The organism is Jeotgalibacillus haloalkalitolerans (assembly GCF_034427455.1).
Classification (GTDB): Bacteria; Bacillota; Bacilli; order Bacillales; family Jeotgalibacillaceae; genus Jeotgalibacillus; species Jeotgalibacillus haloalkalitolerans.
Genome location: NZ_JAXQNN010000001.1, coordinates 161,504 through 180,117 on the forward strand (window position 1 = coordinate 161,504; position 18,614 = coordinate 180,117).

At 46.2% G+C, this 18,614-nt stretch carries 22 protein-coding genes; 14 read left to right on the plus strand and 8 right to left on the minus strand.

Annotation, left to right across the window (positions count from 1 at the left end; translation table 11 throughout):
* Nucleotides 1-86: 86 nt before the first annotated feature.
* From UFB30_RS00790 to UFB30_RS00805, 4 genes are all read right to left on the minus strand, one after another.
* A complete protein-coding gene (locus UFB30_RS00790; protein WP_322419767.1) occupies nt 87-1,652 on the minus strand; it encodes a hypothetical protein in 1,566 nt (521 codons plus the stop codon).
* Nucleotides 1,649-2,077, minus strand: coding sequence for a PulJ/GspJ family protein (locus tag UFB30_RS00795; protein ID WP_322419768.1), 429 nt, complete (start codon nt 2,075-2,077; stop codon nt 1,649-1,651). Before UFB30_RS00795 ends, UFB30_RS00790 begins: the two co-directional genes overlap by 4 nt.
* Nucleotides 2,067-2,537: a type IV pilus modification PilV family protein gene (locus UFB30_RS00800; RefSeq protein ID WP_322419769.1), complete on the minus strand. Its 471-nt coding sequence runs from the start codon at nt 2,535-2,537 to the stop codon at nt 2,067-2,069. Before UFB30_RS00800 ends, UFB30_RS00795 begins: the two co-directional genes overlap by 11 nt.
* A 134-nt stretch (nt 2,538-2,671) precedes the next feature.
* Nucleotides 2,672-3,115, minus strand: a complete 444-nt coding sequence (locus tag UFB30_RS00805; protein ID WP_322419770.1) for a MarR family winged helix-turn-helix transcriptional regulator — start codon at nt 3,113-3,115, stop codon at nt 2,672-2,674.
* 105 nt (nt 3,116-3,220) lie between these two features.
* Between UFB30_RS00805 and UFB30_RS00810 the strand changes: the two genes are divergently transcribed.
* From UFB30_RS00810 to UFB30_RS00855, 10 genes are all read left to right on the plus strand, one after another.
* Nucleotides 3,221-3,637 carry an organic hydroperoxide resistance protein gene (locus tag UFB30_RS00810; RefSeq protein ID WP_322419771.1) on the plus strand — a complete coding sequence of 139 codons (417 nt, stop codon included), beginning with the start codon at nt 3,221-3,223 and terminating at the stop codon, nt 3,635-3,637.
* A 402-nt stretch (nt 3,638-4,039) separates the two neighbouring features.
* Nucleotides 4,040-5,602: an L-aspartate oxidase gene (gene nadB, locus UFB30_RS00815; RefSeq protein ID WP_322419772.1), complete on the plus strand. Its 1,563-nt coding sequence runs from the start codon at nt 4,040-4,042 to the stop codon at nt 5,600-5,602.
* Nucleotides 5,571-6,443, plus strand: a complete 873-nt coding sequence (gene nadC / locus UFB30_RS00820; protein ID WP_322419773.1) for a carboxylating nicotinate-nucleotide diphosphorylase — start codon at nt 5,571-5,573, stop codon at nt 6,441-6,443. Before nadB ends, nadC begins: the two co-directional genes overlap by 32 nt.
* Nucleotides 6,440-7,399, plus strand: a complete 960-nt coding sequence (gene nadA, locus UFB30_RS00825; RefSeq protein ID WP_322419774.1) for a quinolinate synthase NadA — start codon at nt 6,440-6,442, stop codon at nt 7,397-7,399. The genes nadC and nadA overlap by 4 nt, the downstream gene beginning before the upstream one ends.
* Nucleotides 7,400-7,876: 477 nt before the next feature.
* Nucleotides 7,877-8,461: a glycerol-3-phosphate responsive antiterminator gene (locus UFB30_RS00830; RefSeq protein ID WP_322419775.1), complete on the plus strand. Its 585-nt coding sequence runs from the start codon at nt 7,877-7,879 to the stop codon at nt 8,459-8,461.
* Entirely contained in the window at nt 8,458-9,564 is a 1,107-nt protein-coding gene (locus UFB30_RS00835; protein WP_322419776.1) for an ABC transporter ATP-binding protein, read from the plus strand. Before UFB30_RS00830 ends, UFB30_RS00835 begins: the two co-directional genes overlap by 4 nt.
* Nucleotides 9,565-9,629: 65 nt before the next feature.
* Complete coding sequence (locus UFB30_RS00840) at nt 9,630-10,484, plus strand: carbohydrate ABC transporter permease (RefSeq protein WP_322420526.1); 855 nt, start codon at nt 9,630-9,632, stop codon at nt 10,482-10,484.
* Between the two features lie 2 nt (nt 10,485-10,486).
* The gene (locus UFB30_RS00845; protein WP_322420527.1) at nt 10,487-11,293 is read left to right on the plus strand and encodes a carbohydrate ABC transporter permease; all 807 of its coding nucleotides are present in this window, start codon (nt 10,487-10,489) and stop codon (nt 11,291-11,293) included.
* A 14-nt stretch (nt 11,294-11,307) separates the two neighbouring features.
* Nucleotides 11,308-12,651: an ABC transporter substrate-binding protein gene (locus UFB30_RS00850; protein ID WP_322419777.1), complete on the plus strand. Its 1,344-nt coding sequence runs from the start codon at nt 11,308-11,310 to the stop codon at nt 12,649-12,651.
* An 18-nt stretch (nt 12,652-12,669) separates the two neighbouring features.
* Nucleotides 12,670-13,437 (plus strand): glycerophosphodiester phosphodiesterase, encoded by a 768-nt coding sequence (locus UFB30_RS00855; protein ID WP_322419778.1) that lies wholly within the window; start codon nt 12,670-12,672, stop codon nt 13,435-13,437.
* Between the two features lie 276 nt (nt 13,438-13,713).
* Here the strand turns inward: UFB30_RS00855 and UFB30_RS00860 are convergent, their stop codons facing one another.
* On the minus strand, nt 13,714-14,061 hold the full coding sequence (locus UFB30_RS00860) for a winged helix-turn-helix transcriptional regulator (protein WP_322419779.1): 348 nt from the start codon (nt 14,059-14,061) through the stop codon (nt 13,714-13,716).
* A 117-nt stretch (nt 14,062-14,178) separates the two neighbouring features.
* On the opposite strand from UFB30_RS00860, the gene UFB30_RS00865 reads away from it, so the two are divergent.
* Complete coding sequence (locus tag UFB30_RS00865; RefSeq protein ID WP_322419780.1) at nt 14,179-14,673, plus strand: lactoylglutathione lyase family protein; 495 nt, start codon at nt 14,179-14,181, stop codon at nt 14,671-14,673.
* Between the two features lie 206 nt (nt 14,674-14,879).
* On the opposite strand, the gene guaC is transcribed toward UFB30_RS00865, so the two are convergent.
* Complete coding sequence (gene guaC / locus UFB30_RS00870; RefSeq protein ID WP_322419781.1) at nt 14,880-15,863, minus strand: GMP reductase; 984 nt, start codon at nt 15,861-15,863, stop codon at nt 14,880-14,882.
* A 158-nt stretch (nt 15,864-16,021) separates the two neighbouring features.
* Here guaC and UFB30_RS00875 point away from each other — a divergent pair, with 158 nt between their 5' ends.
* Nucleotides 16,022-16,573: a DUF488 domain-containing protein gene (locus UFB30_RS00875; RefSeq protein WP_322419783.1), complete on the plus strand. Its 552-nt coding sequence runs from the start codon at nt 16,022-16,024 to the stop codon at nt 16,571-16,573.
* A gap of 12 nt (nt 16,574-16,585) precedes the next feature.
* Here the strand turns inward: UFB30_RS00875 and UFB30_RS00880 are convergent, their stop codons facing one another.
* Nucleotides 16,586-16,756, minus strand: a complete 171-nt coding sequence (locus UFB30_RS00880; protein WP_322419784.1) for a Fe3+ hydroxamate ABC transporter substrate-binding protein — start codon at nt 16,754-16,756, stop codon at nt 16,586-16,588.
* A 103-nt stretch (nt 16,757-16,859) separates the two neighbouring features.
* On the opposite strand from UFB30_RS00880, the gene UFB30_RS00885 reads away from it, so the two are divergent.
* On the plus strand, nt 16,860-17,228 hold the full coding sequence (locus UFB30_RS00885) for a VOC family protein (protein ID WP_435390765.1): 369 nt from the start codon (nt 16,860-16,862) through the stop codon (nt 17,226-17,228).
* Nucleotides 17,225-17,638: a VOC family protein gene (locus UFB30_RS00890; protein ID WP_322419786.1), complete on the plus strand. Its 414-nt coding sequence runs from the start codon at nt 17,225-17,227 to the stop codon at nt 17,636-17,638. The genes UFB30_RS00885 and UFB30_RS00890 overlap by 4 nt, the downstream gene beginning before the upstream one ends.
* 52 nt (nt 17,639-17,690) lie before the next feature.
* Here UFB30_RS00890 and UFB30_RS00895 read toward each other — a convergent pair whose 3' ends face one another.
* Nucleotides 17,691-18,614, minus strand: coding sequence for an alpha/beta hydrolase (locus UFB30_RS00895; RefSeq protein ID WP_322419787.1), 924 nt, complete (start codon nt 18,612-18,614; stop codon nt 17,691-17,693).

The following is an 18,614-nucleotide window of genomic DNA, read 5'->3' on the forward strand; positions in this document are numbered from 1 at the left end:
ATACACGTCTATTCTCCGAACAAAGCATGTCATTCTCCGAACATCGCTCAATTTTCCACGAATCCCTTCCGCTCGATAACAAAATCCTACTCCTCAACCAGCACCTCCGTCTTCAAGAAGCTACCGTCTTCCGAATACTCGATCACTTCAACCTGTTCTTCGCCGCCCGGACCATCCCATTCGCCGTAGTCACTGTCGGGCGGGTTGACAGTCATATTATTTCCGTTTGTAATAAAGTTTTTGACGACAACATTTCCATTAATCGTAGTGTTACTCCCGAGTATAAAAGTGCTATTTGGGGCTATGATCAGCCTGTCGTTTGTTGCTTGGCCTCCCTTAATATCAAGACTTGAGACACCATATGCAAAAATATCACCGGTGACCTGCTTTCCGTTGGTCAACTGGAGGTCAGCTTCTTTTATATACAGGTGACCATTTAAAGGATCATTTCCGCTATATTTGAATATTTCACTCCCGGCATAGCGTATAGTGAGAACGTCTGTATCATTATTATTGTTTATTGAGCCCTGACCGCCTGATTGAAATTCATTTAAGATAATCAATTCAAGTTTCCCGGGATTAATTAATTCAATACTTCCTTTTAAATCAAGAGTATCTACAAAGATTCTTTTGTTTTGACCCTGTAGATCTATTGTTAGGGGACGATTGTTTTTAGTGCTAATCTCTTCAAAATAATAATCATCTTTTATCAGTTTAAGAACACCGTTTGCGCTATTTTGATCGTCATATCCGCTCTGGGGTGCAGGGAAAGAATTCTGGACAGAGGGCAGGTCAGGTGCTCTCTGAACACAATCCATTTGAACTGCATCAAGGTTAAAGTTTTCAAATACATTTCCAGTTACTTTCGAATGGGGGTCAACCTGTTGTTCAGTAAAAACATCACCATCTATCATTGTGTTGGTACCACCATTAATATTGATGTTTCCTTTTGAATAGACGTTTCCGATAATTTTGGCTTGTCCTCCATTCAGGTTGGTAGTTCCGTCTGAATAAATCGGACCGATAAGTGTTCCATTTCCAACGTTTACATCACCCTTGGCATACACCGAAAAACAAGCCTGAAATTTCGTCGTCCCGCTATCATTAGGAATCGTTACAGATTTGGGTGTTTTATCCACATTCATCTGGATCTCCACCCGCTGCTTCAATTCCTTTGTCAGTTCAGGTGTTTTTTCTGCCGGTATAGTCCCTGCGGATGCAATTTCATAGACGAGTGGTGAGGTGCTGATCTGAGTTACTTTTGCATTTGAAAAAGGGGTAACGGACTGCTGCTCCTCATAGGTGCTTGCCGATTCAAACGTCAGCCTCTCATTAATCATGCTTTGCACACGGCTGTAAAAAACAGTTTCCAGGTCGTAGTCGATTTGTTCTTCAGGAGGAAGTGCATTATACGAACTAAGCACCTCTTTATAAGCAGCGCCGGCAAGCACATTCAGCTCTGCCCGCTTTTCAACAAGACCCGCTTCAGCAATGTAATATGAAGACTGGTTGACCTGCTCATTGACCGTCACGCGGGTCGTATTCAGCGTAAAAGACAGGATGCTGACACCGATAATTGAAATAAATAGCACAGCGAATATCGTCAATAGTAAAGAGTAACCGCTTTGATTATTTACATACCGTTTGATCATAAGTCAGTTCCTTTCCTAAGGACGATTTGCGTCTCCCATTTCTTTGCAGAAGTGTCTGTGATTAAAACGTTTAATGTGTCTCCATCAAGGTCTGGGGTGAAATCAGCAACTTTATTTAAAATGGAACGGCCATTTCTCAGCAGCTCCTGTGTGCCATCATCAAATGAATAAATAATCGGTTCCCCATCCGTTTGAATAATTAATGAGGCAGTCTGCACCTCGATATCTTTTGGATGCTGACGGATATCGGTTGTAATCGACTGGAGCGCAAATGTCACTTTACGTGTGCTGAGACTTTCTTCCTGCTGTTGATCAGCACTGCTGTCAGCCTGTGTGACAATTCCGATCGCAAATACAGAAATGAGAGAAATCAGCGCCAGCACTGCAAGCAATTCAGTCAGCGTAAACCCGCGTTCATTCCCCATCAGCAGATTTCCTCCATTCAATCAGACCTTCTATTTTCGTAAAAGGATCTCCCTGTTCGGAAGGTGAACTCACTTCCACCACAGCCTTTGTCAGCACTTCGGTCAGATCCGTAAAGGTCTCATCGTCTGATATGTAAGGGGAAAGGGTGACTTCCACACGTGATCCCCCTTCAGTTTTAGAAAAAATCTTCTCATCAGGCAAAGACTGTTCAAGCAACAGGTCATAAGGGTCAGTGGTTAGCGCTGTTTCGATCTCATCAAAGCGATACTGCTGACCGGCCTCATACAAATCCTCCATCTGACGCTGTGCAACAAAGGTATGATCCACCACTTCCTCAGACACCTCATTGGACCTGGCAGAAGTCAGAAACAAATTCATAAACACCATCGCCAAAAGCACCACAATCACAACAGATGCAAGCACCTCGACTAACGTTACACCCCGCTCGTTCGTTACCATATATACACCCCTGTCAGGATTAATCGATCGGTTAAAATAGTACTATGTGTCTATCATAGCACAGGAGCAGCGGAGACGAGTGCAGTGAGGCGTTTTTGGCATGATTTTAAAAAAGAACAGTCAACTGGGCCGCTCTAACAATGCTCATCATCCTGTAAATTAAGCTTAAAAGCCAGCTCATCCAGCATTTTTTTATAAACGTTATATTCCTCCGCGCTCAACCCCAGCACTTCATTGATTTTCGCCGGAATGTCTTTTGCTTTAAGTTCAAGCTGGCGTCCGCTTTCAGTTAATCTGATCACAAGCTGCCGTTCATCATCAGGGTTCCGGGTTTTCTCGATATATCCTGTATGAATCAGTTTATTAACTAAAGGGGTAAGCGTACCTGAATCCAGCTGCAGCCGTTCACCGATGGATTTTAGCGTGACGACATCCTTTTCCCAGAGAACCAGCATGACGAGGTATTGCGGATAAGTCAGGTTCAGCGGCGCTAAAAACGGCCGGTAGCGCTTAATAATTTCTTTGGAAATCGCATAAAAGGGGAAGCATAGCTGATTAGATAATGTTAAAGGATTCATAAAAATCTCCTCCTGAGAATCATATTGTTTGCAAAAATATTTAAGTTGTATAAAATTAAATTGTACACAACTTAAATATACCACATTTAACAGGAGGAATCATTCATGAAAAAGCTATTTACATCAACAGCAACAGCAGTAGGCGGACGTGAAGGACGCGTCACAGCAGAAAGCGGCTCATTCGATCTTGGACTTGCAATGCCAATGCCAGGCGCAGACACTGCAGGCAAAAGTAACCCTGAAGAGCTATTCGCAGCAGGCTATGCAGCATGCTTCGACTCAGCCATGAACATCGTTGCGATGCAAAAAGGCATTAAGCATGACGGTTCTGAAATCAAAGCAGACGTATCACTGAACAAAGGTGACGCAGGCTACGCGCTGTCAGTAGAAATGGACGTACTGATCAAAGGTGTGGATGAAGAAACAGCACGTCAACTGGTAGAAGAAGGACACCAGGTATGCCCTTATTCGAATGCAACGCGCGGAAATATTGATGTGAGTTTTAATGTGCGAGTAGCATAAAAAGTGATACAGGGGGACGGAGGTTACTGTATCACTTTTAGAATCATTCTAAATTTGAACCATTTAACACCGTCCCCGTTGTGCCGCTTGAAACCCCCTATCCGATTAACCGGCCAGGGGGTTTTTTATCTGTTTAATGTATAGGTCTAATTACACGATTCCACGAAGATTAGCTGTTAAGCTGCGAACCACCCGGGTTTTTCTCCGAACATCGCGTACTATTCTCTGAACCTCTCAGGTTATTCTCCGAACACCGCCTATTAACCTCTGAACCCTCCCAGTATGCTCTCCAAACCATCCACCACCCCACCTGTCAAAAACCTCTTGTATTTAACTTTTAGATATGTAAATATATTTACATGACATGTGTAAAGACACTTGTTAAAAATGGAGGTCTGCATCATGGATATAGCAGATGTACTGATTGTCGGGAGCGGTGTTGCAGCGCTTCAGCTGGCGGCAGAATTAAGCACGGAGCACAATGTGAAAATACTCACAAAATTCGGGGTCAAACACAGTAATTCTTCTTTGGCGCAGGGCGGGATTGCTGCAGCCATTGGAACTGGTGACAAGTCAGCATATCACGTGACTGACACACTTGAAGCTGGCAGATTCCATAATGATGAGTGCACCGTACGTGCGATTGTGCAGGAAGGACCGGGGTTAATACACCCTTTCTCAGGTATTTTTGATCGGGATCAGGATGGACGTTTGCAGCTTGGGCTGGAGGGTGCGCACAGCAGGCACCGGATTGTCCATAGCGGCGGTGATGCGACCGGAAAGAATTTAGTAGCGCACCTGCTGAGTCAAATGAACCCGAATGTCACAGTGGAAGAAAACATGTTCAGCTATGAGCTGCTGATGAATCAGGACAAAAGCCGGTGTATCGGGGTTAAAGCAAAGGATTCGCATGACAGTGTGCGTGAGTTTTACGGACGGCATATTGTGCTTGCGACAGGCGGGTGCGGGCAGCTGTATTCTTTTACCTCCAACGCGGAGACGGCTACTGGTGACGGGATCGCGATGGCTTACCTGGCCGGCGCTGAAGTGGCAGATATGGAATTTATTCAGTTTCACCCGACACTTTTACATATAAATGGCGTAACAAAAGGACTGATCTCAGAAGCGGTGCGGGGAGAAGGGGCTGTTCTTGTAAATGAAGATGGTTTGCCAGTAATGAAAGGTGTTCATCCGTTAGGGGATCTGGCGCCGCGTCATATAGTCTCGCAGACCATTTTTCAATGGATTGAAAAGGGTCAGCAGGTATATCTGGATATCAGCGGTATCAGTCACTTCAGTGAGCGTTTTCCATCTATTTCAGCAATGTGTGAGCTAAATGGAGTTCAAATTTCAGCAGGCAGAATCCCGGTCGCACCAGGCAGTCATTTTTTAATGGGTGGGATCAAAACGGACTTAACCGGACGCACCTCAATTGATGGTTTGTATGCAATCGGGGAAGTTGCATGCACCGGCTTCCACGGTGCCAATCGCCTGGCGAGTAATTCACTGCTTGAAGGATTGTATCAGGGGAAACGTCTTGCGCAGTGGATCAGTGCAAATCCGGGGCCAGTTCCGCAGCAGGAAAGGTTAGAAATCGATCAGACCGTGAGAAAAGCACCGCTTCCGGAGACCCGGCTGTTAAAAGAGCGCATGATGAAGCGCGTTGGGATCGTCCGTTCAAAAAGGCTGCTGGAAGAGCAAAAAGACTGGCTTAATCAGTTCAGGTTAAAGGAAATCAGCGGGCTCGATGACTATTCAATCAGGGAACTGACAACCATTTTGATGGGTGTAACAGCAGAGCTGATTACAGAAGCGGCATTGAGCCATACTGAGAGCAGGGGCGGTCATTTCAGAAGTGACTTTCCATTGGAGAATCCGCAGTGGACCGGGACAACTCTGATTCAAAAGTACAAAGGGGAAAAGGGGTACATAAATGAATACATTAAAGCTTCGCTCGTGCATTGAGCAGTTTTTGATTGAGGATATTGGTGAGCAGGATCTCACGACAGATTTGATTTTTACAGATGACACAAAAGGTGAAATTGTTTTTTTAGCAAAAGAACGGGGCGTTTTCTGCGGGCAGGACATCATTCGGACGGGTTTCCCGCTTTTAGATTCAGATGTTGAGGTCAGTCTTTTTGTAAAAGACGGGGAATCAATTGAAGCAGGTCAGCAGCTTGGTGTGGTTTCAGGACAGATTTCCGCGTTGCTGAAAGGGGAAAGAGTTGTGCTGAATCTTGTGCAGCGAATGAGCGGCATTGCGACATTGACGCGAAAAGCAGTGGAGACGCTTGGGAATGCAGATACAAAGATCTGTGACACGAGAAAAACAACGCCCGGACTGCGGATGCTTGAGAAATACGCGGTACGATGCGGGGGCGGCTATAACCACAGATACGGGCTGTATGACGGTGTCATGATCAAGGATAACCATATCTCATTTGCCGGCTCAATCACGCAGGCAGTGGAGATGGTTCTTGCACGGGCCGGCCATATGGTGAAAATTGAAGTGGAGACTGAAACAGCGGAGCAGGTGGCAGAAGCAGTTGAAGCAGGCGCAGATGTGATTATGTTTGATAATCGTACGCCTGAAGAAATGATCCAGCTGAAAAAACTCGTGCCTGACCACATCATTACGGAAGCGTCCGGCGGCATTACACTTGCTAACCTCGCAGATTACAGAGACTGCGGCGTCGATTATATTTCACTCGGCTTTCTGACTCATTCCTATAAAGCGCTTGATATCAGTGTAAAGGTATCAGCTACTGAGGTTCATCATTTATCAAAGAGAGGAACATTGATATGACAACAACTGAAACGAAAAGCCGTCTGATTGAAGAGATTCAAATGTGGAAAGAAAAGCGCAATGCGATCATCCTTGCCCACAACTACGAGATTCCTGAGGTCCAGGATATCGCGGACGTACTTGGCGATTCGCTGATGCTTGCACGTGCTGCAGCTGAAACGACTGCTGATGTCATCGTCTTTTGCGGTGTTCACTTTATGGCTGAAACGGCTGCAGTCCTGAATCCTGAAAAAACAGTGCTGCTGCCTGACCTTAAAGCAGGCTGTTCACTCGCTGATTCCATCACAGCAGATCAGCTGCGCGAGTGGAAGGCTGAGCACCCGGAAGCGGTTGTAGTTGCGTATGTAAACACAACAGCAGAAGTCAAAGCGCTAAGTGACTATTGCTGCACGTCATCAAATGCAGTAGATATCGTCAATTCAATCCCGGCAGATCAGGAAATTCTCTTTTTACCGGATATGTTTCTAGGTTCATTTGTTCAAAAAGAAACAGGCCGTGACAATATGCAGATCTGGATGGGCGAATGCCACGTTCATGCGGGTATCCAGCCTGACCAGGTTGATGAAGTAATGGCAAAGCACCCGGAGGCTGACCTGTTGGTACATCCCGAATGCGGTTGTTCAACCTCAAGCATGTACCTGATGTCAGAAGGCGTCCTGCCAAAAGAAAAAACGCATATTCTCTCAACAGGCAATATGCTGAAGCACTCCAAAAATGCCGATGCATCAGAATTTGTGATCGCCACAGAAGTCGGCATCATTCACCAGATGCAAAAGCAGAACCCTGATAAACGCTTTATCGCCGCAAACGACCAGGCGATCTGTCCATTTATGAAAATGATCACGCTTGAAAAAGTACTGGACGCATTAAAAGAAAATAAGCATGTGATTACAGTGGAAAAAGATATAGCAGATCAGGCAAAGCTTTCGATTGAGCGGATGATTTCGATCGGTTAGGCTGCAGGATAAGCGTTGGACCCCGGCCGGGTGATTGGCCGGGGTTTATGATGTGATACAGGGGGACGGAGGTGATTGTATCATAAAGGAATATATTCCCTATTTGATACAGCAACCTCCGTCCCCCTGTATCACGATGGCAAGCCAGCTGATGGCATAGGTCAAATGACACTTTTTCCGGAACGTTACCTGATTAGTCATGAACCTTCGACATTTTGTTCTGAAGATCGTATGTTATTTCATGAACACCAGTGGTAATCTCCGGAACATTACCTGAAATTTCATGAATCACCCCCTTAACAAAACCTTTTCAATTTCCTCACATCCCCTTCAAACTTCCTTAACATTCCAGCTGTAACATCATAGCTGTGAAAGACAAGTGAATAGCAGTCCGGTATGACTTGATGAGAACCATGAAAACGGGAGAAGGCCTCTTTGTATTTTCATGGATTTTTTTATGACTGCCGGGGAAAAGGAGTGAGCGTTTTGTTTTTGGATAGATTGAAAGAGTCTCAGGTGATTGCATCGATTAAGGAGCCGAAGCAGCTTGAGGCATTTGTTGAGACAGACATTAAGGCGGCCTTTTTACTGCTGGGAAATCTCACGGTGATTAAGCGGTATGTGGACTTTTTAAAGGAGCATGACCGGGATGTGTTTTTACATATTGAGAAGATTCCGGGCATCAGCTATGACCGTGAAGGGTTGAAGTTTATTGCGCGTCATGTGCAGCCGACGGGGATTGTGACGACGAAGCCATCGCTTGTTGCCGCTGCAAAAAAAGAGGGACTGATTACGATTCAGCGTCTGTTTTTAATCGATTCAGATGCTTTAAAAAATGGGCTTGAAAGTGCGGAGCAGGCTCAGCCTGATTTTCTGGAGCTGATGCCTGGTGTGGTACCGCATTTGATTGAGCATGTAAAGAAGAAAACGGATATTCCAATTATAACGGGCGGCCTGATTCAGAACCGCAGACAGATGGAGAAGGCGATTGAACGCGGTGCGACAGCTGTTTCTACAGGAAGAACGCACCTTTGGAAGCCGATTGTGGAGGTGGTTCGATGAGGAAAGTGGAGTTAAAAGGGATTACGAAATCTTATGATGGTAAGCAGGATGTATTAAAAGCGATTGATGTGATGATCGAGCCGGGTGAGTTTTTTGTGCTGGTTGGTCCATCAGGGTGCGGGAAAAGCACGATGCTTCGCATGATTGCAGGGCTTGAATCAATTACTTCAGGTGAGCTTGCATTGGATGGAAAGCGGGCGAACGCCTTAAGTCCGAGCGAGCGTGATCTGTCGATGGTGTTTCAGAATTATGCGCTGTATCCCCATTTAACCGTAGAGCAGAATATCACATTCGGCTTGCACGTAAAGAAGGTTTCCAAAAGAGAGCAGAAGGAGCGCTGCAAGGAAGTGTGCGAGATGCTTGGGCTGAGTGATTATATGAAGCGGAAGCCGCGCGAACTCTCTGGCGGTCAGCGTCAGCGGGTGGCACTTGCCCGTGCGGTTGTGACGCAGGCGCCGCTTTGCTTAATGGATGAGCCGCTTTCAAACCTTGATGCGAAGCTGCGTGCGAAAATGCGCTCTGAGATCAGACAGCTTCAGAGAAAGCTTGGTCTGACAATGATTTATGTGACGCATGATCAGACAGAGGCCATGACAATGGCGGACCGGATGATGATTTTATCAGGCGGGGACGTACAGCAGATCGGGCGTCCGCTTGATGTCTACAACAACCCGGCAAATACGTTTGTGGCGTCCTTTATTGGCTCGCCGCCGATGAATCTGATTGATGCTGAAATGAAGGATTCCGTCCTTGTTGCAGACGGGCACTGGATGACGCCGGTGACTGCAGATATGAAGCAGAAAATTGGCGCAGGCCGTGTCACACTCGGTGTGAGACCGGAGCACATTTCACTTGCTAAGGACAGTGAGCCGGGCTTTTTGGTTCAGGTGGCAAATGTGGAGGTGCTCGGCACGGAAACGCTTGTGACATTTGACTTTGGTGAGGATACACAGTGGATCGCTAAATGGCCGGGACAGAGCAGCGTGCAGCCCGGTGAGCAGATCCGGATCTGTGTTGATGACCGTCACCTGGCGTTATTTTCAGCTGAAACGGGTGAGCGGATTGTATGTGAACCGGCGCCAGTTAAGAAGGTGTCGTTATGACAACGATTCAGCATGAATTCACTCCTGATCGTCGGGTGGAGCGGAAGCGCGCCTGGTCAAACTGGATGACGGGGATGCTGTTTTTACTGCCTTCACTGATACTGTTTGGCGTGTTTCTCTTTTACCCGATGGTCCGGACGGTGTACTTGAGTCTGTTTTTAACGGATTCGCAGGGTGTGCCGGTCGTGTTTGTCGGCTGGGAGAACTTTTTGAATCTGTTTCAGTCGACGAGCTTTCAGCTGAGTGCAAAAGCTACAGCGCTGTTTGTTCTTTATACAGTGCCTGCAGGAATTGTACTTGCGACTGCGCTTGCGATTTTGGCGAATCAGAAACTGAGAGGCATCGGGCTTTTCCGCACGATGTTCTCTGCAACGATGGGGATGAGTGTGGCAGCGTCGTCTGTGATTTGGATGTTTCTGTTCAACCCGTCGATCGGGCTGTTCAATCGCATATTGGGAGCGCTGAATATTCCTGGTGTGCAGTGGCTGCTTGATCCGCAATATGCGCTGTTATCCGTGTCAGTTGCGACGATCTGGATGAATACGGGCTTTGCCTTTTTGATTCTGCTAGGCGGACTGCAGAATATTGATCAGTCACTGTATGAAAGTGCGAGAGTTGCAGGTGTGAGTGAGTCGTATAAGCTTCGTAAAATCACACTGCCGATGCTGTCACCGACGCTCTTTTTCGTGACAACGGTCTCTTTGATCAATGCGTTTCAGACGTTTGGACAGGTGGATCTTTTAACAAAAGGCGGGCCGATGGAGTCGACGAATGTGATTGTGTACTCCATTTATAAGGATGCGTTTATCAACTATAACGTTGGATCAGCAAGTGCCCAGGCTGTACTCCTGTTTGTAGCAGTGCTTGTGGTGACAGTGCTTCAGTTCAAAATCGGTGAAAGGAAGGTGCACTATCAGTGAGCATGGGGAAAAAGGGTTTACTTTATATGACGCTCACCGTCTCAGGACTTGTGATGGTGTTCCCGATTCTTTACGCCTTTCTCATAAGCTTTATGCAGGGTGGAGAGGTGCTGCAGGGTTCGCTGTGGCCGGAAACTTTCTCTCTTGCAAACTATTTTTCCGCATTCGAGCGGGTGCCGCTTTTGACGTATTTGTGGAACAGTCTGGTCGTGTCTGTACTGATTATGGCAGGGCAGCTGGTACTTTGCAGTCTGGCGGCGTTTGCGTTTGTATTTATTGAGTTCAAGGGACGGGAATGGATTTTCTATCTGTTTATTTCAACCATGATGATCCCCTGGGAAGCGACGATGGTGCCGAACTTTCAGACCGTGCAGTCGCTTGGCTGGCTGAACAGCTACGCAGGGCTGACGATTCCGTTTTTCGCGATGGCATTCGGTACGTTTTTACTCAGGCAGCAGTTCAAGACGATTCCAAAAGAGTTGTATGAAGCGTCCCAGATTGCCGGGATCAGCAAGCTCAGGTTTTTCACGGGTGTCGTACTGCCGGTTGCGAAAACGACGATGACGACACTTGCGATTTACAGCTTTTTAACCGCATGGAATATGTATTTATGGCCGCTTCTTGTCACGAACAATGAAGCAAACCGCACTGTTCAGATCGGTCTGAAGCAGATGCAGACCCAGGAGATTGCGAGTGACTGGGGCGTTGTAATGGCTGGTGTGGTGATGGTGATTTTACCGACATTGATTCTTTTATTCGCGGGACAAAAACGACTTCAGGAAGGCCTTACACAAGGGGCGCTAAAATAAGGAGGAAACAATCAATGAAAAAGCTTTGGATCGGTTCAACGGCAATGGCACTACTTTTAGCAGCATGTTCAAGTGAAACGGATGAGGCAGTTCAGACAACAGACGCAACAGCTGCTCCTGCTGAAGATGAAGGCAAAACAGAGGTTGTATTCTGGCATGCGATGAGCGGAGAGCTTGAGACTGCGCTGAACACACTGGTGGATGATTTCAACGCATCCCAGGAGGAATATGAGGTTGAGCCGGTATTCCAGGGAACGTATGAAGAAGCACTGACAAAGCTGAACACTGTGGCAGGAACAGATGAATCACCTGCCATGATGCAAGTATTTGAAGTCGGTACAAAATTCATGATCGACTCAGGGCATATCCAGCCGGTACAGGATTTCATTGATGAAGAAGGCTTTGATACATCAATCTGGGAAGAGAATATCACAAACTATTACAGCGTAGACGGTGTTCAGTACTCAATGCCATTTAACTCGTCAACGCCGGTTCTCATTTATAATAAAGATGCATTTGAAGCGGCAGGACTTGATCCGGAGCAGGCGCCAATGACTTACAGTGAGCTGCAGGAAGCTGCAACAGCACTGACTGAAGGCGACCAGAAAGGCTTCTCGATTTTAAACTACGGCTGGTTCTTTGAAGAATTAGTGGCAGCGCAGGGCGGACTTTTCGTCGATGCTGAAAATGGACGTGAAGGCCAGGCAACTGAAGCTGTATTTAACGGAGAAGAAGGGCTGAATGTATTCAACCTGATCAAGGATATGCATGATGAAGGAACATTCTATAACTCAGGTCAGAACTGGGATGATATGCGTGCTGCATTCCAGTCAGGCGCAACTGCGATGATTCTTGACTCATCTGCCGGTGTAAAAGGAATGATTGATAACGCACCGTTTGAAGTTGGCGTTGGTTACCTGCCAGTACCGGACGATGCAGAGCGTAACGGCGTCATCATCGGCGGTGCGTCACTCTGGATGGCTGAAGCAATTGATGCTGAGCAGAAGCAGGGTGCATGGGAATTCATGAAGTATGCGTCATCAGCAGAAGCACAGGCACAGTGGCACGTTGATACAGGATACTTTGCGATCAACCCGGCAGCATACGATGAGCAGGTTGTTGTTGATCAGTGGGAGCAGTACCCGCAGTTGAAAGTAACTGTTGATCAGCTGAAAGAAACACAGGCAAATGCAGCAACAGGCGGCGCACTGATCTCAGTCTTCCCTGAAGCAAGACAGCGCGTAGTCAATGCAATGGAAAGCTTATATCAGGGAGCAGATCCACAGGAAGCACTTGACCAGGCAGCAGAAGAAACAAACCGTGCACTTGAAGTAGAAGCAGCAAAGAACGGAAACTGAACTAAGGGAGGCACGCATATGACAACCTATTATGCTCACCGCGGGGCAAGCACAATGTGTCCCGAAAATACAATGGCTGCTTTCAGACAGGCACTGCGTGAAAAAGCAGACGGAATCGAAATTGATGTACAGCTTTCAAAGGACGGAGAAGCCGTTGTCATTCATGATGAAACCGTAGACCGCACGACGAATGGAACAGGTGCTGTAAAGGATCTGACCGTGCTTGAACTCAAGCAGCTTGATGCAGGCAGCTGGTATAACCAGGCGTGTAAGGACGAGACTATTCCGCTATTGGAAGAAGTGCTGAAATGGATCGCGCGGACAGACCTGATGCTGAACATTGAGCTGAAAACCGATCGCGAGCCATATCCGGGAATTGAGCAGGTTGTTATTGATGCAGTCAAACGCCATGATCTGGGTGAGAGAGTTGTTCTCTCTTCCTTTAACCTTGAAACATTAAGACGCGTACGTGAAATCAGCAGTTCAGCTTCCATTGCCGTACTCGTGTGGGATAATGTCGACGGCATCGTCAAATGCGCACGTCACCTCGGCGCAGAAGCCATCCACGCACGACCTGGCTTCATGCATACAGCAGAATCCCTGCGCGCAGAAGCAGCCGGATTGCCGATCAGACTTTATACAGTCAATGAGCCGGAAGATCTGCAGGGGATTGCGCCAGGGTTTGTGGATGCGGTGTTTACTGATTCACCGGCAAGGTTGAGGAAGGCGCTGGGTGATACAGCGGGGACGGAGGTTAGTGTATCATTTATGCAGAATATTCCATGATTTCTCATTAACCTCGCCACATCGTGTCACCCGCTGCCCGGCGGAACCCCTGCTGCCGGGCAGAATCAGAAAAAGCGGCTGGTATGCGCACCAGTCGCTTTTTTGCGTTTGTGTGGTATAGATCAAATGTCACTTTTCTGCGAAGGCTGCTGTTTTAGTTGCGAACCACCCGGGTTTTTCTGCGAAAATGACGCGTTATCCTTTGAACAATAGCTGTTATTCTCCGAACACCGCCCAGCATTCCACGAACCACCAATATGTTCGATCAACCCCAACTTATTCTCCTGCTAATCCACCCTGCTCAGTTCCCCAAAGATGCATGGCTTCCAGAACTGGTTTCAGTGTCAGGCCTTTTTCAGAAACAGAATATTCTACTCTGGGCGGCATTTCGTTGTACTGCGTGCGAACCACGAGTCCGTCCTGTTCAAGCTCCTTCAGCTGCTGGCTGAGCATTTTATGGGTAATCCCCGGGAGCAGTCTGCGCAGCTCGTTATAGCGCTGAGTGCCATCGAAAGTAACGTGCCAGAGGATCACGAGCTTCCACTTTCCACCGACTTTATTTAATGTATAGTCAATTGAGCATTTCAGTTTTCCGTGATCATCAACCTGAATCTCTTCGGTCATAAAAATCCCTCCAATACTACCTTTTTGGGTAGTATCTTCCCAAAAAGTGCATTCTGTTGTGTAGAAGAATACCCCTTTATAATAAGGGTGTCAAACCATTAGAGGAGGTATTTTTTAATGACAACTTATCCAAGAAACTTTTCTCATATCGGGCTTTCCGTTCCGGATTTAGATGCAGCAGTGACATTTTATACAGAGGTGTTTGGCTGGTATACGATGATGGAGCCGTCACCTGTTTATAATGATGATACGGCGATCGGGCAGATGTGTCGTGACGTATTCGGGAATGACTGGGAGGAGTTCCGGATTGCTCACCTTTCAACCGGAGATAAAATCGGGATCGAGCTGTTTGAATTCCCGCAAAATGAAGAGCCTGACAATAACTTTGAGTATTGGAAAACAGGGATTTTTCACTTTTGTGTGCAGGATCCGGACATTGAGGGTCTTGTAGAGAAAATTATTGCGCATGGCGGAAAGCAGCGCATGCCGATCCGCGAATATTATCCGGACGATAAGCCATTTAAAATGGTGTATGTAGAAGATCCATTTGGGAATATTTTTGAGATTTATACGCATAGCTATGAGATGACTTATTCGGCGGGCGCTTATTAATCGTTCGGTTCTATAGAAAAAGCGGCTGGCGATGTGCGCCAGCCGCTTTTTTGCATTCGTGTGGTCTAGGTCAAATTACACGATTTCCGGAAGGTCATCCGATTAGTTCTGAACCACCGATGTAATCTCATGAACATGACGGATAATCTCAGGAACTTCATCAATAATCTCCTGAACACCACCCAAAATGTCATGAACTACTCAGCTCAATAAACCTTATCCCCATTAAAAATCGAATTCTTCACCACAACATAATCCACATGCTTAATCGACTCAAGCGTTGTGCCGCCTGCATATGAAATAGATGACTGAAGATCCTGCTCCATTTCAGTCAGCGTATCCTGAAGTGAGCCTTTATGCTCGACGAACATTTTTTTGCCTTCGACGTTTTTCTTTTCGCCTTTTTGGAATTCTGAGGCTGAGCCGAAGTATTCTTTGACGCGTTTGCCGTCTACTTCAGTTGTTTCGCCAGGTGACTCTTCATGTCCGGCAAATAGGGAACCGATCATGACCATCGATGCGCCGAAGCGGACTGATTTGGCGATATCGCCGTGTGTACGGATTCCGCCGTCAGCGATGATTGGCTTGCTTGCAGCTTTTGCACACCAGCGAAGTGCTGCGAGCTGCCATCCGCCTGTGCCAAAGCCAGTTTTGATTTTCGTGATGCACACTTTACCGGGGCCGATTCCTACTTTTGTTGCGTCAGCGCCGGCATTCTCAAGCTCTCTGACTGCTTCAGGTGTACCGACGTTTCCGGCGATCACGAAGCTGTCAGGCAGATGTGTTTTAATATGCTGAATCATGCGAATCACTGCGTTTGAGTGACCGTGTGCAATATCAATTGTGATGTAATCCGGCACCAGCTGAGAAGAAGCGAGTTCCTCGATAAATCCGTATTCTTCTTCTTTTACCCCTACACTGATTGACGCGATCAAGCCTTTTGACTGCATCTCTTTGATAAATGCAATACGCGTTTCAGGTTCAAAACGGTGCATGATATAAAAGTAACCGTTTTCAGCTAAATGCACTGCGATTTTTTCATCAATGATCGTCTGCATGTTGGCTGGTACGACTGGCAGTTTGAATGTATGCTTTCCGAACTTAACGGATGTATCACACTCTGATCGACTGTTTACGACACATTTTGCGGGAATTAATTGAATATCCTCGTAATCAAATACATTATCCATATGAAACACTCCTAAAAGCGAATGATTTTTTGTTTTGAATATAAAATTGTTCGTACATATGATAATTTACATGAAATTGAATGTCCTGTCAAAGTTTTCTGTCATCAATGTGGAAAACAGGGTAGAGAGTGGTAAGAGGGATTGAAAGGAGATCAGTTATGAACATCTACACAATCGGTCACTACAATCATGCTGAAGAAGAATTTCTCAATCTGCTAAAAGCTGCAGATATCACATTTATAGCAGACGTGCGCGCGTTTCCGGGAAGCCGCAGAAGTCCTCAATTCAAAAAAGAAAACCTGCAGGATTGGCTGAAGAAATCGGGCATTGGCTATCAGCATTTCCCTGAGCTCGGTGGAAGAAGAAGGATATCCGGTGTAGTCGGGGAGGATCTGAATGCCGGGTGGGAGAACCGTTCTTTTCACAATTATGCGGATTATACGCTGACTGATGAGTTTAAGCTTGGTGTTGGAGAGCTGATGAAGCTTGCTGAAGACGGAAATGTCGCTTATATGTGCTCAGAGCACCATCCGGCCAGGTGTCACCGGCTGATTATCAGCAATTGGCTTCAGGCAAATGGTTGGAATGTGCATCATATTATTCCCGGGTCAAAAAGTGAGCCGAAGCTTGTTCGTCATGAGCTTGGTAAATGGGGTGCGGTGCCTGTGATTGAGGAGGGTGGAGAGGTTGTGTATCCTTTGCTGAAATAAGAGGGCGTGTGCTCAAGCCCTCTTCTCAAAACAGTCCTCACACAAAAATGAAGCCTCATTTCTTAAATAAGCCTTTATTTCAGTAAATCCTTTCTTTTTGGGGTAGCGCAGCTTTGCATAAACCTGCTCATCCTCCTCGATTAGCTTACCGCAATTCATACACTTCGGTGGGTCAAATAACATTTATGAATCCTCCTGTTATTTCCGTTTTTTGTAAGGTAAAATAAGTGTAGCTGAAATTTAATCGATTTACAATTTAATGGGGAGCAGGAAGGGAGAAATGAAAATGATTAAGCAAATTGGACAGATTGGTGTACGGGTAAAAGATGTGAAGCGTGCGACTGCATTTTACCGGGAAACGCTAGGGCTTCAGCAGTTATTTGAAACTGAAAACATGTCGTTTTTTGAGTGTGAAGGGGTACGGCTGATGCTGACGCTGCCTGAAAATGATGCGTTTGATCACCCGGGTTCAGTTCTTTATTTTAATGTGCCGGATATTGAGGAAGCGTATCAGCAATTTGAGGATAAAGGTGTGTCATTTCTGGATCAGCCGCACGTGGTTGCGAAGATGGAACAGACGGAGACCTGGATGACTTTTTTCAGGGATACTGAGGGGAATACACTCGCATTAATGAGCGAAGTGACGGTATCATGAAAAATCAGTTAATCAGAGTCGGGACCACCTATCTTCCTGTTTCAGACCCGGGCCAGTCTGCCGTGTGGTATCAGGAAAAGCTGGGGGCAGTCATGAACTATAAGGATGATCAAAAAGCGATTTTGGATCTTGCGAATCAGAGTCTGTTCCTTGTAAAAGCTGAAATGGATCAGACAGCCAATTTCATTGATACCCAGGGCAAAGAACGTTTTTCGCTGACATTTGAAGTGGATGGACTGACGTCGCTGAAGTCGCTTCAGCAGACATTGCAGGCATCGGGCGTAGAGACAGGTGAGATTGAAGACAGGGGACATGCGGGCAGAAATTTTGTGTTTTCAGATCCAGACGGTAACCTGTTTGATGTGTGGAGTGAGCTGAGTTCTGATTTTAAAAAGGGAGTAAGCAGTTAACTAATGGTCTTGAATAGAGGGGTCCTGCAGTTGAGAGGACCCCTTATCAGTATTAATTGCTGTTTGAAAACCATATTTTAAGCTGTTTCAGTAATTCCGGGTGCAGATCTTTGTCACGCAGATCTTTTTGATATTCTTTTTGCAAACCAAGCAATGAATGAGGTCTGTCTCTGCGTCTCAGTATGTGGTTCATATCTGAAATCACAATGTGCTCAGCGCCTGAAAAAGAGGCGAATTCAGCAGCTGAACCAGGCTTGATCTGTATGTCCCGTGCGCCTTCAATCGCAAGTGATCTGCAGGGTACTGAATTCATGAAATCAGTTATATGATAAGCTTTCATTTCTCTTATCCATTTAGCATTTATGGTGGTACCGCGATATTTGATAGCGGGAGCAGTCGTTTGAGCAATCTTTTGGTCAACGGATTTTGAGGATTTTTCTATATTCTTCTCCACACGCAGTATCTTAAAAAGGTACTTTTTAAATCCTGTTGTTTGCTGAACTTCTTTTTGCAGTAATTCTCTTTGATAAGCAATCAGTTCTTCTCCCGTGCCCATGAAACCGCAAAGAAATATAAAGCCATCGGCAGGTTCCAGCTTCATGACAGCAGGACCTGTGATCGCACCTTCACTGTGACCAATCAGCGTAATACGGTTGTAGTGTTTTTTTAATTCACGCATCCATACTGCTGCATCTGAGATGAAATCTGAAAGCCCTGTTTCATTAAAAGTTCCTTCACTCATTCCGGTACCTCGCTTATCAAACCTGAGTGAGGGCACGCCAATCTCATACAGAAAATACGCTAAATCTCTGTATAAATTTGATTGGAATTTTTTATGGTTTCCATCTTGGTTAACCTGACCTGATCCTGGCATAATGATTACTGCATGATCAGACGAGCCTTCAGGAGTTGCGAGTGTTCCCTGAAGCTTAAATCCCTGATTAGTCACCATCAAACGCTTTTCATTAAAAATCAT